This is a genomic window from Aeromonas sp. QDB20, assembly GCF_027707805.1.
In the GTDB taxonomy this organism is placed as follows: Bacteria; Pseudomonadota; Gammaproteobacteria; order Enterobacterales; family Aeromonadaceae; genus Aeromonas; species Aeromonas dhakensis.
Genome location: NZ_JAPCJC010000013.1, coordinates 60420 through 76715, shown reverse-complemented (window position 1 = coordinate 76715; position 16296 = coordinate 60420). Strand labels below are relative to the sequence as shown.

The 16296-nt window shown below is 61.9% G+C and carries 13 protein-coding genes and 1 tRNA gene; 6 read left to right on the top strand and 8 right to left on the bottom strand.

Features of this window, described 5'->3' with window-relative positions; all coding sequences use genetic code 11:
• Positions 1-57: 57 nt before the first annotated feature.
• The 3 genes from pstA to tadA form a co-directional block, all read right to left on the bottom strand.
• Complete coding sequence (gene pstA / locus PG897_RS15470; protein WP_017778548.1) at positions 58-1707, bottom strand: phosphate ABC transporter permease PstA; 1650 nt, start codon at positions 1705-1707, stop codon at positions 58-60.
• A 32-nt stretch (positions 1708-1739) separates the two neighbouring features.
• Positions 1740-3977: an ABC transporter permease subunit gene (locus PG897_RS15465; RefSeq protein WP_043169684.1), complete on the bottom strand. Its 2238-nt coding sequence runs from the start codon at positions 3975-3977 to the stop codon at positions 1740-1742.
• A 206-nt stretch (positions 3978-4183) separates the two neighbouring features.
• Positions 4184-4723: a tRNA adenosine(34) deaminase TadA gene (gene tadA / locus PG897_RS15460; RefSeq protein ID WP_017783968.1), complete on the bottom strand. Its 540-nt coding sequence runs from the start codon at positions 4721-4723 to the stop codon at positions 4184-4186.
• A 269-nt stretch (positions 4724-4992) separates the two neighbouring features.
• Here tadA and PG897_RS15455 point away from each other — a divergent pair.
• The 4 genes from PG897_RS15455 to aceA all read left to right on the top strand — a co-directional run bounded on the left by PG897_RS15455 (position 4993) and on the right by aceA (position 9200).
• A tRNA-Pro gene (locus tag PG897_RS15455) sits at positions 4993-5069 on the top strand.
• A 274-nt stretch (positions 5070-5343) separates the two neighbouring features.
• Complete coding sequence (locus PG897_RS15450; RefSeq protein ID WP_005302740.1) at positions 5344-5490, top strand: hypothetical protein; 147 nt, start codon at positions 5344-5346, stop codon at positions 5488-5490.
• A gap of 715 nt (positions 5491-6205) precedes the next feature.
• Positions 6206-7813, top strand: coding sequence for a malate synthase A (gene aceB, locus PG897_RS15445; RefSeq protein ID WP_005302741.1), 1608 nt, complete (start codon positions 6206-6208; stop codon positions 7811-7813).
• A gap of 73 nt (positions 7814-7886) precedes the next feature.
• Positions 7887-9200, top strand: coding sequence for an isocitrate lyase (gene aceA, locus PG897_RS15440; protein WP_005302742.1), 1314 nt, complete (start codon positions 7887-7889; stop codon positions 9198-9200).
• A 118-nt stretch (positions 9201-9318) separates the two neighbouring features.
• Here the strand turns inward: aceA and hda are convergent, their stop codons facing one another.
• The 3 genes from hda to upp form a co-directional block, all read right to left on the bottom strand.
• A complete protein-coding gene (gene hda / locus PG897_RS15435) occupies positions 9319-10020 on the bottom strand; it encodes a DnaA inactivator Hda (RefSeq protein WP_010633474.1) in 702 nt (233 codons plus the stop codon).
• Positions 10021-10235: 215 nt separating this feature from the next.
• Entirely contained in the window at positions 10236-11255 is a 1020-nt protein-coding gene (locus PG897_RS15430) for a DUF2066 domain-containing protein (protein ID WP_043169686.1), read from the bottom strand.
• A gap of 144 nt (positions 11256-11399) precedes the next feature.
• Positions 11400-12026, bottom strand: a complete 627-nt coding sequence (upp, locus tag PG897_RS15425) for a uracil phosphoribosyltransferase (protein ID WP_005302745.1) — start codon at positions 12024-12026, stop codon at positions 11400-11402.
• 175 nt (positions 12027-12201) lie between these two features.
• Between upp and purM the strand changes: the two genes are divergently transcribed.
• On the top strand, positions 12202-13239 hold the full coding sequence (gene purM / locus PG897_RS15420) for a phosphoribosylformylglycinamidine cyclo-ligase (RefSeq protein WP_043169688.1): 1038 nt from the start codon (positions 12202-12204) through the stop codon (positions 13237-13239).
• A 32-nt stretch (positions 13240-13271) separates the two neighbouring features.
• Positions 13272-13910: a phosphoribosylglycinamide formyltransferase gene (purN, locus tag PG897_RS15415; RefSeq protein ID WP_043169690.1), complete on the top strand. Its 639-nt coding sequence runs from the start codon at positions 13272-13274 to the stop codon at positions 13908-13910.
• 118 nt (positions 13911-14028) lie between these two features.
• Here purN and PG897_RS15410 read toward each other — a convergent pair whose 3' ends face one another.
• Entirely contained in the window at positions 14029-14790 is a 762-nt protein-coding gene (locus tag PG897_RS15410; protein WP_043169692.1) for a Nif3-like dinuclear metal center hexameric protein, read from the bottom strand.
• A 147-nt stretch (positions 14791-14937) separates the two neighbouring features.
• Complete coding sequence (locus PG897_RS15405; RefSeq protein WP_201883886.1) at positions 14938-16281, bottom strand: sigma-54-dependent transcriptional regulator; 1344 nt, start codon at positions 16279-16281, stop codon at positions 14938-14940.
• Positions 16282-16296 lie beyond the last annotated feature (15 nt).

Here is a 16296-nt window from a genome sequence, read left to right as displayed (position 1 = left end):
GAACGCTTGGCTGGCAGGAAACCCTGTTCCCTGCCCGTCTCTGTAGTGGCTGGCCTATCAATGCTCCAGCGACCGGAATTTCTCACGCAAGTGGTTGCGGATACCGATGGCCGTCAGGTTGAGGCCGACGATCACCGTCACCAGCAGGAAGGAGGTGGCGTAGACCAGGGGACGCGCCGCCTCGACGTTGGGGCTCTGGAAGCCGACGTCATAGATGTGGAAGCCCAGGTGCATGAACTTGCGCTCCACGTGCAGGTACGGGAAGTTGCCGTCCATCGGCAGGGTCGGCGCCAGTTTCACCACCCCCACCAGCATCAGCGGCGCCACTTCACCGGCCGCGCGGGCGATGGCCAGGATGAGGCCGGTCATGATGGCCGGGCTTGCCATGGGCAGCACGATGCGCCACAGGGTCTCGGCCTGGGTAGCCCCCAGCGCGAGGGACCCCTGGCGGATGGTGCTCGGGATCCGGGCCAGCCCCTCTTCGGTGGAGACGATCACCACCGGCAGGGTCAGGATGGCCAGGGTCAGCGCAGACCAGATGACGCCGGGGGAGCCGAAGGTCGGGCTCGGCAGCGCTTCCGGATAGAACAGCTGGTCCAGCGAACCACCGAGGGTGTAGACGAAGAAGCCCAGACCGAACACGCCGTACACGATGGAGGGCACGCCCGCCAGGTTGATCACCGCGATGCGAATGATCTTGGTCAGGCTGTTCTTGCCCGCGTATTCATGCAGGTAGACCGCTGCGATAACCCCCAGCGGAGTCACGATGATCGCCATCAGGAACACCATGAAGACGGTGCCGAAGATGGCCGGGAACACCCCGCCCTCGGTGTTGGCCTCGCGCGGATCGTCGGAGACAAACTTGCCGATCTGGTGGAACCAGTAACCCACCTTGGCCGGCAGGCTCATGTCGTTGGGCCACACCACGTCCAGCACCTTGGACATGGGCATGGTCACCAGTTCGCCACGCATGTCCTTGACCGTGATGCTGTCTCTGTCTGCCTGGGCACGCAGAGAGAAGAGCTCCTTCTCCAGCACCTGATAACGATCGTTGAGGGCCTGACGCTCGCTCGCCAGCTCGGCTTTAAGCTGATCGGTCAGCTTGTCGTCCAGCTCGGCCTTGCGCTCTTTGAGGCGCAGCCGCTCCAGTTGATAGTTGATGCTGCCGATGTCCCCTTTTTGCAGATCGTCGGCTTGGCTTGAGAGGCCGTTGGCCCGCGCCAGCACCCGCTGCAGGGCGGGATGCAGATCCGAAGTGAGCTCGCGGCCATCCTCTTTCACCGCGACGATATAGCCGTAGAAGTTGCCGTTGGTGGCACGCTCCACCATGGCCAGCTCCGCCGGCAGGCTCTGGGACTTGATGTCGGTCTCCAGCACCCAGCGGAAGTCCAGGTCGACGAACTCGCGGTTGCCGGTCTTGACCAGATAGCGGGTCAGCAGCTCGCGCTCCTCCCCTGCCAGCGGCAGGCCGGCGGCCCGCAGCCGCTCGACCGGCACCAGCTCGCGGTCGTTGATTTCGCCGATCAGCACGCTCTTGTTGCCCTGGGCGTCTTCCAATTGCCACTCATAGATGGGGTGGGGCCAGAAGTAGACCAGACCACGCCAGCCGATCAGCAGCAGCAGACCCAGTACCGCTACCAGACTCAGGCTGACGGCGCCGCCGGTCATCCAGATCCAGGGGGCCCCCGATTTAAACCACTTACCCATTGTCGATTCCTCGATCCTTACAGAGCAGCCCATCACAGGGAGCTGTATTTTTCACGCAACCGCTGACGGATGAACTCGGCCAGGGTATTGAACAAGAAGGTGAACACGAACAGCACGAAGGCGGCGAGGAACAGTACCCGATAGTGAGAGCTGCCCACTTCCGATTCCGGCATCTCCACCGCGATGTTGGCGGCCAGAGTGCGCAGCCCCTGGAACATGGAGAAGTCCATGATGGGGGTATTGCCGGTGGCCATCAGCACTATCATGGTCTCGCCCACGGCGCGGCCAAGGCCCATCATCACCGCCGAGAAGATGCCCGGGCTGGCGGTGAGGATCACCACCCGGCTCAGGGTCTGCCACGGTGTGGCACCGAGGGCCAGGGAGCCCTGGGTGAGGTGCTTGGGAACCGAGAATACCGCGTCTTCGGCGATGGAGAAGATGGTGGGAATGACCGCAAAGCCCATGGCGATGCCGACCACCAGGGAGTTGCGCTGGTCAAACTTGATGCCCATGTCGTGAGTCAGCCAGATGCGCGAGTCACCGTGCATGAAGGCGTTCTCGATGAGCGGGCTCACCGCGAAAGCGCCCCAGCCAATCAGCAGCAGCACCGGGATCAGCAGGATGGCGTGCCACCCCTCCGGCAACCAGGCCTTGCCGCGCTCCGGCAGGTAGTTCCACACCAGGGCGGTCAACAGCATCCCCATCGGCAGCAGGATCAGCAGCAGCACCACGCCGGGCAGCGCCCCCTCGATGATGGGAGCGAGCCACAGACCCGCCAGGAAGCCGAGGATAACGGTCGGCAGGGCCGCCATGATCTCCACCGTCGGCTTGACGTATTTGCGCAGCCCCGCCGACATGAAGTAGGCGGTGTAGATGGCGCCGGCGACGCCGAGCGGCACTGCAAACACCATGGCATAGAAGGAGGCCTTGAGGGTGCCGAACACCAGCGGCACCAGGCTCAGCTTGGCCTCGAAGTCGTTGCTGGCGGAGGTGGACTGCCACACGTACTGGGGCTCGGGGTAGCCTTCATACCACACCTGTTGCCAGAGCGCCGACCAGGTCACCTCGGGGTGCTCGTTCTCCACCGCAAACAGCTTGAAGGCGTCCCCCTGCTGCATCAGCAGCACGTTGTGACGGGGGGAGATGGCCAGCGCCGCCAGCGGACCGCCCTCCACCTTCTCACTCAGCAACTTGGTTTCGCCGGTGGCGTGGAAGAAGCTGATGGTGCCACTCTTGTCGGCACTGATGAAGCCCTTGCGAAAATGTTCGGGGGTCAGCTGCGCCACGGCGCCATCGCCCTTGAAGTCGCGGATCTGGGTGAACTGGCGCTTGCCGTCCCGGGCCACTTCGAACCACTGGGAGATGACGCCATTGTCGTTGCCCACCAGTAGGGAAGAGGCACCAGACAGCAGCTCGACCCGGGTCACGTTGGCATCGGGGGCATTGATCTCCAGCACGTTGCGCAGGGAGATGTCGTTCAGGTTGTGAATGTCGTAGACCGAGAGGCGATTGCCCTCGCGCACGAACAGGATGCGCAGGTTGGGGGTCAGCAACATCTGATCCACGTGGCGCGGCAGGGAGGGGATGCTGTAGTTCTGGGCGCTCCACTCGACTTCGCCGGAGAGGAAGTTCTCCTCACCGCTCATCACCATCATGACGCCGCGACCATCGGCGGTCACGGCCGCGGTGGCCATCTTGTCCTTGGTGGCTTCAAATACCATCAGCGACAGCGCCTTGCCCGCAGGGTCCACCACGACCGGCTCTTCGCCGAAGGGGTACTGCAGACTGGGTTCGATGACCCGCACGTCGTTGGGATAGGAGACCTTGAAAGCGGGCTGCACCACCTGGGCCTTGCCGTCGGCAAAACCGTAGGCCATCAGCTTCTGGCCCGGCGACGGTGGCGCGACGGCGGTGATGTCACCCTTTACCTGTGCCTGACCGAGCGACTGGCCCACCTTGACCTTGCCATCATTCTGGACGGCAAAGAAGTTGACCTGGCCCTGGTCGCTGAAGCGATAGCCGATCTCGTTCTGCTCCTCCACTCCGAGCCAGGCGGTCTTGCCCTGAATGGGCAGGGTAAACGATGCGGTCGGCTCCATGGAGGCGCCATTGAAGATGGGTTTCACCACATAGAGCAGATAGAAGAAAATAAGCAACAGGGCGACCAGTACCAGGGCTCCGCCCGTGGTCACCCCGTACTTGGCCAACTTATCCTTGATACGGCGCTTTCTGCTCCCCGCCATAACCAGGTGCAACGATTCCGATGACATGCAAAACCTCAATGTGAGCTAGGCTTGGCGGCATTATATGGCGGTTGCATGACAGTTTTGTTACATGAAGGTCCCGTGAACCGGGCTTATTTGCAGGCAAGAAAGCGGCATCAAAGATGCCATGGAGAAGATGACAACCAACTGTTTTATAAAGTTAAAAATGTAGCGCAAGCGCCGCGGGAGCGCACCGCTTGCGCTGATGCGCCTCAATCGTCGGCGGCCGGGGTTTGTTGCAGTGCCAATCTGGCGGCCTTTTTCTCGGCGCGGCGACGCCTGAAGAAATCCGACAGCTGGGCCGAGCAGGCCTCTGCCAGCACGCCGCCGGTCAGCTCGACCCTGTGATTGTGACGCGGGTCCTGCAGGATCTCGAACACTGAGCCGGCTGCCCCGGTCTTCAAGTCCCGCGCGCCATAGACCACCCGCTTGACCCGGCTGTGGATCAGGGCACCGGCACACATGCAGCAGGGCTCCAGGGTCACATAGAGGGTGGTGTCGAGCAGACGGTAATTTTGCAGCCGCTCGCCGGCAGCCCGGAGCGCCATCACCTCGGCATGGGCGCAGGCATCGTGCTCGCTGATGGAACGGTTCCAGCCCTCTGCGACGATCTCCTCCCCCAGCACCAGCACGGCGCCCACCGGGATCTCGCCGATCCCCTCGGCCCTGGCGGCCAGCGCCATGGCATGGCGCATCCAGCGTTCGTCCTGCTCGTGCTGGCTCGCCTGTGCTGCAACGTCCGATGGTTTCACGCCCTGCTCCTCTCTGACTGGTTGATGACGACAGATCATGCTGTCGGCGAAAGACGGTATCACGGCCCCTTGCCACCGCTCTCTATGGCAGGAGTCCCGCCATCCATGCCAACGGCGGGGCGGCGATTATGCCAAATCCCGCTGGCGCCCCCAAGTTCCATCTGTGCTGAGCAATAAAGAAGCAGTCAGCATCTCTATGATAAAAAAGGAGTTGCGTCCAAAGGTGCGGAACATTAGACTTCCTCCCCGTCAGCACAGACTGACCTTGTCGGCGTGTAGCGCAGCCAGGTAGCGCACTGTCATGGGGTGTCAGGGGTCGGAGGTTCAAATCCTCTCACGCCGACCATCATTCCCCGAAAATAGCCCAGTCCAGCGACTGGGCTATTTTTTTGCCCGTCATCCCGATCTTCACCCGCCGCTCTCCGTTAGCCTCTCGTGTCACGCCCTCTCCTTCAAAGAGTCACCAGTCAGTTGCGGTACGGATTTTATTCAGAACCGCTTGAAACCTTTCGAGAGTATCGCTAGGATACGCGACTTTTCCGCCGGCATTTCGTACAGGGAGGTGGAAACCCGGGTGATGGAGTCACCAACCGGCTTGCAATCCAGTGAGGCAAGCACCCATGACGCAAGCAGTTGAAACACAACCCGAACACTCTCCCCTGCCCCAGCCGGCCACCGAAACCGGAGCCAACCAGTATGTGGCCGAGCATGGCCCCGTCGTACGGCTCGACATCGTCGATCTGGCGGCGCCGGACGATGACTACTGAACCGTCAACCCTGGCGTCAACCCTTCCTGTCACGGGAGATCAGGGTCGTGACACTCGGGATCATCTCCCCTTGATACCTCCTTTGAGGGCCAGGATGGCCCGCTGATACAAATAAAAACAATATCCTGCGTAACGAAATAGCGGCAGTCATATCTGCTACCAGCGTTCCTCCCCTCACCTGCACACGCCATCCCCTGAGGTGATACAAACCTACGTTATTGCCCATCACTTTCTCACTCGGCTGCCACCGGACCCCATTTGGTCCCATTGAGCGACTTAAGTTTTAAACAACCGTTCTCCAGCCAATGCCAGAAGGCACCAAGCGCTTGCTGGGTTGCTCAAACGCATTTCATACGGACGTTTTTTGAAAGCTTGGAGTGAGGTCGGGATTTGTTTTTGCATTTGTAATTTTATTACGTAATAAGTTACATCCCATCGACTGTTCTCCCCCCGATATGGGGCCGCCGCAAAGGGGTGGAAAACAAGAGCATAACCATCTGCATAGAGTTTTTGCGCTAATCAAACAAACTCATTTAAAACATATAGTTAACATCATGACCAAAACAGGTGTTTTAAAAAAGCTGTTGACGAATAGAGCAATATTTCGCACCTTATGAATCGTGTTACCCCGTTGTTACGGGAAGATTGAAAAACAGGGATCGACTTTAGTCGTAGTTAATTAGTTCAAAATGTAATTCTCAAAGGAGTGAACACTATGTCGGCACCGGCCCAGACCCACTGTAGCGCCCGTCTGCGCATCCAGGGCGAAATGCATCCCGATTACGCGCAAATTCTGACGCCGGACGCGGTGGCCCTGGTATCCGAACTGGTGGAACGCTTTGCTCCCCAACGGGACGAATTGTTGAAACAACGTGTGGCACGCCAGGCCCGTATCGATGGCGGCGAGCTGCCGGACTTCCTGCCTGAGACCGCCCACATCCGCGCCGGCGACTGGACGGTGCGCGGCATTCCCGCCGACCTGCAGGATCGCCGTGTGGAGATCACCGGCCCGGTCGAGCGCAAGATGGTGATCAACGCCCTCAACGCCAACGTCAAGGTGTTCATGGCGGACTTCGAAGATTCACTGGCCCCCGCCTGGAACAAAGTGATCGAGGGGCAGATCAACCTGCGCGATGCGGTCAATGGCACCATTGCCTACCAGAGCCCGGAGGGGAAATCCTATACCCTCAATGCCGATCCTGCGGTGCTCATCTGCCGGGTACGCGGTCTGCACCTGCCGGAAAAACACGTCACCTTTGATGGAGCCCCCATTCCCGGCGGCTTGTTCGACTTCGCCCTCTACTTCCTGCACAACCACAAGGCGCTGCTGGCCAAGGGATCCGGCCCCTACTTCTACGTACCCAAGCTGCAGAGCCACCTGGAAGGGCGCTGGTGGAGCGAGGTGTTCGCCTGGACCGAAGACAAGTTCGGCCTGCCCCGCGGCACCATCAAGGCCACCGTGCTGATCGAAACCCTGCCAGCGGTGTTCGAGATGGATGAGCTGCTCTATCAGATGAAGGATCACATCGTGGCCCTCAACTGCGGCCGCTGGGACTACATCTTCAGCTATATCAAGACCCTGAAGAATCACCCGGATCGCGTCCTGCCGGACCGCCAGGTGGTGACCATGGACAAGCCGTTCCTCTCCGCCTACTCGCGGCTGCTGATCAAGACCTGTCACAAGCGCGGCGCGCTGGCGATGGGGGGCATGGCCGCCTTCATTCCGGCCAAGGATGCCGCCGTCAACGAGCAGGTCTTCGCCAAGGTACATGCCGACAAACAGCGTGAAGCCGACAACGGCCACGATGGTACCTGGGTGGCCCACCCGGGCCTGGCCGACACCGCCATGGCCGTGTTCAACGCCACCATCCCGGCCGGCGCCAAGAACCAGATCGGCGTGCTGCGCGAGCAGGATGCCCCCATCACAGCCGCCGACCTGCTGGCACCCTGCGAGGGCGAGCGCACCGAGGCAGGCATGCGCACCAACATCCGGGTCGCTCTGCAATACCTGGAGGCCTGGATCAATGGCAACGGCTGCGTGCCTATCTACGGTCTGATGGAAGATGCGGCTACCGCCGAGATCTCCCGCACCTCCATCTGGCAATGGATCCGCCACGGCAAGAGCCTCTCCAACGGCCAGGTGGTGACCAAGGATCTGTTCCGCCAGATGCTGGCCGAGGAGCAGGAGGTGGTCAAACGCGAGGTGGGCGAAGCCCGCTGGCAGTCGGGTCGTTTCGCCGAGGCGAGCGCCCTGATGGAAGAGATCACCTGCGCCGATACCCTGATCGATTTTCTGACGCTGCCCGGTTACGAGCGGCTCTGAATCACGGGCTCCGCAAGGAGCTCGCCAATAACAAGTCAATGGAAACGTGAAATCAATGAAAGAGGGAACTGATATGGCACTGACCCGTGAGCAACAGATCCAGGCTATCGAGAAAGACTGGGCACAGAACCCCCGCTGGAAAGGGATCAAGCGTGGCTACAGCGCCGAGGACGTGGTCAACCTGCGCGGCAGCCTGCAGCCGCAGCACACCCTGGCCCAACGTGGCGCCGACAAGCTGTGGGAGCTGATCCACGGCGGCGCCAAGAAGGGCTACGTCAACTGTCTCGGCGCCCTGACCGGCGGCCAGGCGGTGCAACAGGCCAAGGCGGGGATCGAGGCAATTTACCTCTCCGGCTGGCAGGTAGCGGCAGACAACAACCTCTCCTCCACCATGTATCCGGATCAGTCCCTCTATCCGGCCAACTCGGTGCCGTCGGTGGTGGAGCGCATCAACAACTCCTTCGCCCGTGCCGACCAGATCCAGTGGGCCAACAAGGTCGGACCGCAAGACGAGGGTTTCATCGACTACTTCCTGCCCATCGTCGCGGATGCGGAAGCCGGCTTCGGCGGCGTGCTGAACGCCTTCGAACTGATGAAGGGGATGATCGAGGCAGGTGCCGCCGGCGTGCACTTCGAAGATCAGCTGGCCTCGGTGAAAAAATGCGGCCATATGGGCGGCAAGGTGCTGGTTCCGACCCAGGAAGCGGTGCAGAAGCTCGTCGCGGCTCGTCTGGCGGCCGACGTGTGCGGCACCAGCACCCTGGTGATCGCCCGTACCGACGCCAACGCGGCAGACCTGCTGACCACGGATGCGGATCCTTACGATGCGGACTTCCTGACTGGTGAGCGCACCGCCGAAGGCTTCTACAAGGTGCGTGCCGGCATCGATCAGGCCATCGCCCGCGGTCTGGCCTACGCCCCCTACGCCGACATGGTGTGGTGCGAAACCGCCAAGCCGGATCTGGACGAGGCGCGCAAGTTTGCCGAAGCGATCAAGGCCCAGTTCCCGGATCGCATCCTGGCCTACAACTGCTCCCCGAGCTTCAACTGGAAGAAGAACCTGGACGATGCCACCATCGCCCGCTTCCAGCAGGAGCTGTCCGACATGGGTTACAAGTACCAGTTCATCACCCTGGCAGGGATCCACAACATGTGGTTCCACATGTACGAGCTGGCCTACCAGTACGCCCGTGGCGAAGGGATGAAGCACTATGTCGAGATGGTGCAGCAACCCGAGTTCGCCGCCGCCGAGCGGGGCTACACCTTCGTGGCGCACCAGCAGGAGGTGGGCACCGGTTACTTCGACAAGGTGACCACCGTCATCCAGGGCGGCCAATCCTCGGTGACCGCGCTGACTGGCTCGACTGAAGAAGATCAGTTCCACTGATTAGGCAGAACTCTTTGAGAGAGTCCTTGAGATAGCAAAACCCCGGCCACTGGCCGGGGTTTCTTTTCTTTTTATTCATTGCTTAGGCGTCGCTCACGCTCAAGCACACCCGAAGGACTCAGAGCTCGAGGATCTCTTTAACAAAGGGGATGGTCAGCTTGCGCTTGGCACGAAAAGAGGCGTTGTCGAGCTGATTGAGGGTGGTGAGCAGGGTACGCATATCGCGCGAGAGACGGTTGAGCAGGAAGCGGCCCACGTCGATGGGCAGTTTGAAGCCCCGCAGCTCGGCACGCAGCTGCAGGGCACTGAGCTTGCCCTCATCGTCCAGCTCGTCGAGGTGGAAGCTCACCCCCCAATCGAGACGGGAGGCGAGATCCGGCAGCTGCAGCCCCAGTTTGCGCGGCGCGCTGCAACCGGTCACCACCAGGGTCCCCTCGCCCTTCTCCTTCCAACGATTGTAAAAGTCGAACAGGGCGCGCTCCCACAGGGCATTGCCAGCGATAGCCTCCAGGCTGTCGAGGCAGACCAGCGGCAGGCTTTCGAGGGCGTCGAGCATGCTGGGATCCAGCTGTTCGAACTGATCGAGGGAGAGATAGGCGGCGGCAGCGTCGCGAGCATTGACCTCGGCGCAGGTGGCGTGCAGCAGATGGGAGCGGCCCGATCCCTTGGCCCCCCAGAAATAGAGGAAAGGCGAACCCTGACCAATGGCCGCATTCTTGAGGGCGGTGATCAGATGAGCATTGTTGCCGGGATAAAAACTGACGAAGGTTTCATCATCCGGTAGTTGTACGGCTAAAGACAGTTGGGCCGGTTGCTTCACTCGTTGGGCTTTGACTGTGACATTTGCGGGCAAGTGTATCATCGCGAAGGCGGATAGAGAACCGCCCGGACGATGCCGGGCGGTGTGGATCCTCATAAAGGATCCAGGCTGCGACCATTGCTAACGGGAACGGCTACTCCTTGGCCGGCGCGCTCAAGCCCTGGCAGGAGAGCGCCCATGCCTCACAGCCGAACGGTCAGGATCCTCGGCCAGGATCAGGGCTGCGACCACTGATAGCTCAGCCCCTCTGGGGTATCCGCCAGCTGGCGCAACCGGCTCTCCAGCTGCAGCCCGCGGATGAGCTCGGCCTTGTCCCCCTGCAGGCTCAGGTTGAAGGTCACCTTGTCCCCCTCCAGTTTGCCAATCTCCACCTTGGTGACGCTGGCCATCCCCTGCAGCATTTTCTGCACCGTGATCATGCCGTCGATGCCTGACAACCCCTCCACCACCAGTGTCTGGCTGGAGGCAACACCGGAGATGCGCGCCCCGTAGTTCTGCACCAGCCAGCCTGCCAGGGCATCGGCGAACGTCTGCGCCACCTCGGCCTGGGTGCCAGAACCCTCGCCTCTGGTCAGTTCGCTCAGCTCACCGCCGGCCTTGGGCCCGTAGAGACCCCAGTCGATGCTCCACTTGTCACCTTCAGGGGTGAGCTTGCCCAGCACCACCATCTCGGCACCGTAACGCTGGCTCGCCTTGAGGATGGGATCGGCGAAACGGCCCCAGACGTCGGTGGCATTGACCGCCATGTTGTCGTCCAAGTCCATCAGCGGAATGCTGACCGGCAGCCCCATCGCCTGGGCCTGGGTACGCAGGGCGACGGCCCAGCCATCGCTGGACTGATCCGGCAGAATGCGCCGCTCCCCTTCATTGATCACCAGCCAGATGGCCACTTGCGGCCGGGCCGGGCCCAGCAGGGCGAACTTGCTCTCGGCCACCAGGGCATTGACCTTGGTCACGTCGAAATCGGCCTTGAGAAACTTCACCGGCCCCACGTCCTGATAACCGTAGTGCTGCACGAACGCACCGGGGGCCGCCAGCGCCTTGACCACCGCCGGCTGGGTCAGGATGTCGCGCTTGCCGGTCACCTTGATCAGCACCTCGCCCAGAGCCTGGGACTGGGCTGCCGCCATGTCGCCGCTGGTGGGGGCCTTGCCCTGATAGAGATCGGTCACCTGAGCGGCCGACACCATGAATGACAAGCCGCAGCAGAGGGCGGTCACAACACGTTTGAGCATGAGAAAAGTCTCGAAATGGGAGATGGTGCTTATGGTAGCGGCAAGGCGCGCATGGCAGCAAGCCAGGGGCGGGAGAAACAGCGGAGCCGGCGAGGTGCCGGCTCCATTTGCGCGCCTGCAGGCACGCGATGAGGCGAGCGAGGCTTACTTGGTGCCGAAGATCTTGTCGCCGGCGTCGCCCAGACCCGGGACAATGTAGCCCTTCTCGTTCAGGCCCTGGTCGATGGAGGCGCAGAACAGCTCCACGTCCGGGTGAGCGGCTTCCAGCGCCTTGATGCCTTCCGGCGCGGCAACCAGCACCAGCACCTTGATGGACTGGCAGCCCTTCTTCTTGAGCAGGTCGATGGTGGCGATCATGGAGCCGCCGGTGGCCAGCATGGGGTCGATGACCAGCGCCAGACGTTCTTCGATGTTGCTGACAATCTTCTCGAAGTAGGGAACCGGCTGCAGGGTCTCTTCGTCGCGGTAGATACCGACCACGCTGACGCGGGCGCTCGGCATGTGCTCCAGCACGCCGTCCATCATGCCCAGACCGGCACGCAGGATGGGCACCACGGTGACCTTCTTGCCCTTGATCTGGTCAACTTCCACTGGCCCGTTCCAGCCATCGATGGTAACCTTCTCGGTTTCGAAGTCAGAGGTCGCTTCGTAGGTCAACAAACTGCCCACTTCCTTGGCCAGTTCACGGAAACGCTTGGTGCTGATATCGCCTTCACGCATCAGACCGATCTTGTGCTTGACCAGGGGGTGTTTGACTTCAACGACTTTCATTATTATCTCCTCTAACTGCCGCAAAAAAATCGCGGAATCATACAACAAAAGCCGCCGCTTGTAGAGCATTTCCGCGCAAAAACGCGCAAACGATTTCCTTTCTGGTTTTTCACCGCCACTGTTAGAATACGCCCCGAATTTTACCCTCCACTTCTTTATATGACGGGGAATACGCGTGACTGACAAAACCTCACTGAGCTACAAGGATGCTGGCGTGGATATCGATGCCGGCAATGCACTGGTTGAACGTATCAAGGGCGTGTCAAAGCGCACTCGTCGTCCTGAAGTCCTTGGTGGTCTTGGCGGCTTTGGGGCCTTGTGTCAAATCCCTGCGGGCTACAAGGAGCCGGTGCTGGTCTCCGGCACCGACGGGGTGGGCACCAAGCTGCGCCTCGCCATCAACCTGAAGAAGCACGACACCGTGGGCATCGATCTGGTGGCCATGTGCGTCAATGACCTGATCGTGCAGGGCGCCGAGCCCCTCTTCTTCCTCGATTACTATGCCACCGGCAAGCTGGACGTGGACACCGCCGCGGCCGTGGTCACCGGCATCGGTGCCGGCTGCGAGCAGTCCGGCTGCGCCCTGGTAGGCGGCGAAACCGCCGAGATGCCGGGCATGTATGAAGGGGAAGACTACGACATCGCCGGTTTCTGCGTCGGTGTGGTGGAGAAGAGCGAGATCATCGACGGCAGCAAGGTCGGCGAAGGGGATGCCCTGATCGCCCTGGCCGCCAGCGGCCCCCACTCCAACGGCTTCTCCCTCATTCGCAAGATCCTGGAAGTCTCCAAGGCCGACGTGCAGCAGCCACTGGGTGATACCACCCTGGCCAATGCCCTGCTGGAGCCGACCCGCATCTACGTGAAACCCGTGCTCAAGCTCATCAAGGAGTGCGAGATCCACGCCCTCTCCCACATCACCGGTGGCGGCTTCTGGGAAAACATCCCGCGCGTGCTGCCCGCCAACACCCAAGCGGTGATCGACGAGCAGAGCTGGCAGTGGCCGGCGGTGTTCAGCTGGCTGCAAGAGGCCGGCAACGTCACCCGCCACGAGATGTACCGCACCTTCAACTGCGGCGTCGGCATGATCATCGCCCTGCCGGCGGATCAGCTGGAAAAAGCGCTGACCCTGCTCAAGGCGGAAGGCGAGAACGCCTGGCATATCGGCCATATCGCCAAGGCGGCCGATGGTGAGGAGCAGGTCATCATTCAATGAATGACCGGATCAACAGCCAAATGACCTCCCCTATGAAACGCATCCTGGTGCTGATCTCCGGCAACGGCAGCAACCTGCAGACCATCCTCGACGGCTGTGCCGACGGCAAGATTGCCGGTGAGGTGGTCGGTGTCATCAGCAACAAGGCCGATGCCTATGGTCTGGTACGTGCCAAAGAGGCGGGGGTGGCCACCGCCATCCTCGCCCAGCAGCAGTTTGCCAGTCGGGAGGAGTATGACGCCGCCCTGCTGGCGCTGATGAACGACTATCAGCCCGACCTGGTGGTGCTGGCCGGGTTTATGCGGATCCTGAGTGCCGACCTGGTGCGGCACTTTGCCGGGCGGATGGTCAACATCCACCCCTCCCTGCTGCCCAAGTACCAAGGGCTGCACACCCATCAGCGCGCCATCGACGCCGGTGACGACGAACACGGCGCCAGCGTCCACTTCGTCACCGAAGAGCTCGACGGCGGCCCGGTGATCCTGCAGGCGCGCGTTCCCATCTTCGAAGGGGACACAGCCGAGGAGGTGGCGGCCCGGGTGCAGGTGCAGGAGCACAGCATCTACCCGCTGGTGGTGCAGTGGTTCTGTGAAGGCAGGCTGCAGATGCTGGAGGGGGCCGCCCTGCTCGACGGCGCTCTGCTCGGCCCCGCGGGTTATGCCAGCGAGTAACGGTTAACCGCAACATGCAAAATAGAACAAGGGAGGCTTCGGCCTCCCTTGTCATTTCTATCTACCAGCGCACTTGCTGCAGTCAGGTCCGATTACCCCGCTACGCGGCTAAACGAACCTAGACCGGATTGTCGATATCGATAAAGGTGACATCCAGCCCGTGCACCGTCGCCAGCCACTCCCCCAGCGCCTTGACACCGTAACGCTCGGTGGCGTGGTGACCGGCAGCGTAGAAGTGCATGCCCATCTCGCGGGCGGTGTGGATGGTCTGCTCGGAGGCCTCGCCAGAGATGAAGGCATCGATGCCCTGCTCCGCCGCCAGATTGATGTAGCTCTGGCCGCCACCGGTGCACCAGGCCACCGAGCGGATAAGCTCGGGGCCGCTGTCGCCACAATGGAGCGGTTCACGGCCGAGGCGCTCGGCAATCAGCTTGGCAAAATCGGCGCCGCTCATGGGCTCTTCCAGCTTGCCCACCATGGCGACGCTCTTGCTGTTCCAGGGCTCGAGGCCACGGCGCACCTTGATGCCCAGCAACTGGGCCAGCTGGGCGTTGTTGCCCACCTCGGGGTGCACGTCCAGCGGCAGGTGATAGGCAAACAGGTTGATGTCGTGGGTCAGCAGGGTCTTGATGCGGCGCTGTTTCATGCCGGTGATCTGGGCCGGCTCGCCGCTCCAGAAGTAGCCGTGATGGACCAGGATGGCATCGGCCCCGGCAGCCACGGCCGCGTCGATCAGAGCCTGACTGGCGGTCACGCCGGTCACCACCTTGCGAATGCGCTCACGCCCCTCCACCTGCAGGCCATTGGGGCAGTAATCCTTGATGGCGTGGGGTTCGAGCAGATGGTTGAGTACGCTTTCCAGTTTTCGATGAGAGATCATAGGGGTCCCTTATAAAGGCGCCGACCCCTGTGCTGCGATACAGGCAGGAATCGGGCTCATAACGCCGAGGCCCCATGATAATCGAGGCGGGCCGGCAAGACCATGATGCCTCCCGCACTGCGGCCCCTGGTCGGGCCCGGAATGGCCTCAGGCCGGCAGGTCGATCCCCGCCTCGCGCATCTGGGCCAGCTTGTAGCGCAGGGTGCGCGGGCTGATGCCGAGCCGGTCGGCCACCGCCTTGCGGCTGCCGTTGCAATCCTGCAGGGTGTCGAGAATGATCTGGTGCTCCTGCTGCTTGAGCTCGCTGCCCAGGTGTTCGCTGCCGCTGCTGCGCTCGTTGCTGACCAGGCGGATCTCCTCTTCCTCCACCTCTTCCAGAATGAGGTGCTCGCAGCCGATGAGGCCGTCGGGGCTCAGAATAAGGGCGCGCTGCACCACGTTGTCGAGCTCGCGCACGTTGCCGGGCCAGGGGTGAGCCAGCAGCCGTTCGCGGGCCGCCTCCGTCAGTTGCGGCGTCGGCAGTCCCTGCTGACCAGCATGCAGCGCCAGCAGGTGTTCCGCCAGCGGCAGTATGTCGCCGGGGCGCTCCCATAGCGCCGTCCAGCGCAGCGGGAAGACATTGAGGCGATAGTAGAGATCCTCGCGAAACAGGCCATCCTGCACCGCTTTTTTCAGATCCCGGTTGCTGGTGGCGATGACCCTCACATCGAGCGGGATCAGCTTGCGACTGCCGAGCCGCTCCACCTCTTTCTCCTGCAGCACCCGCAGCAGCTTGGCCTGCAGCCCCAGATCCATCTCGGTGATCTCATCGAGCAACAGGGTCCCCCCCTGCGCCTGTTCGAACTTGCCGGGGCACCCCTGCACGGCGCCGGTAAAGGCCCCCTTCTCGTAACCGAACAGGGTCGCCTCCAGCATGTTTTCCGGAATGGCAGCGCAGTTGATGGCGACGAAGGTCTGCTCGGCGCGGCTGGAGTTGTCGTGGATGTAGCGGGCCAGCACCTCTTTACCGGTCCCGCTCGGGCCGGTCACCATCACGGTGGCCTCGCTTCTGGCCACCCGGGTCGCCAGCTGGAACAGCTCGGCAGTCTTTGGATCGCCGTAAACCACGGCCCGTTTCTCCACCTTCTGGGCCGGCACATAACGACTGACCTGATTGAGCAATACCTCGGGGGAGAAGGGCTTGGCCAGATAGTCGATGGCGCCTTCGCGCATGGCACGCACCGCACCGTCGATGTTGGCGTAGGCGGTCATCAGGAGCACCGGCACCTGGGAATATTGCTGGCGGATATTGGCCAGCAGGGTCAGGCCGTCCATCCCCCCCATCTGGATATCCGAGATCACCATGTCGAAGCTCTGGCGCGACAGGGCCAGCAGGGCCCGCTCGCCGCTGTCCACCTCGCGGCACTCATAGCCGCCGAGCAACAGGGTATCCATCAGCGCTTCGCGCAGGCCATTGTCATCTTCCACTACCAGGATCCGGGCCTGAGTCATGCTACACCTCCCACC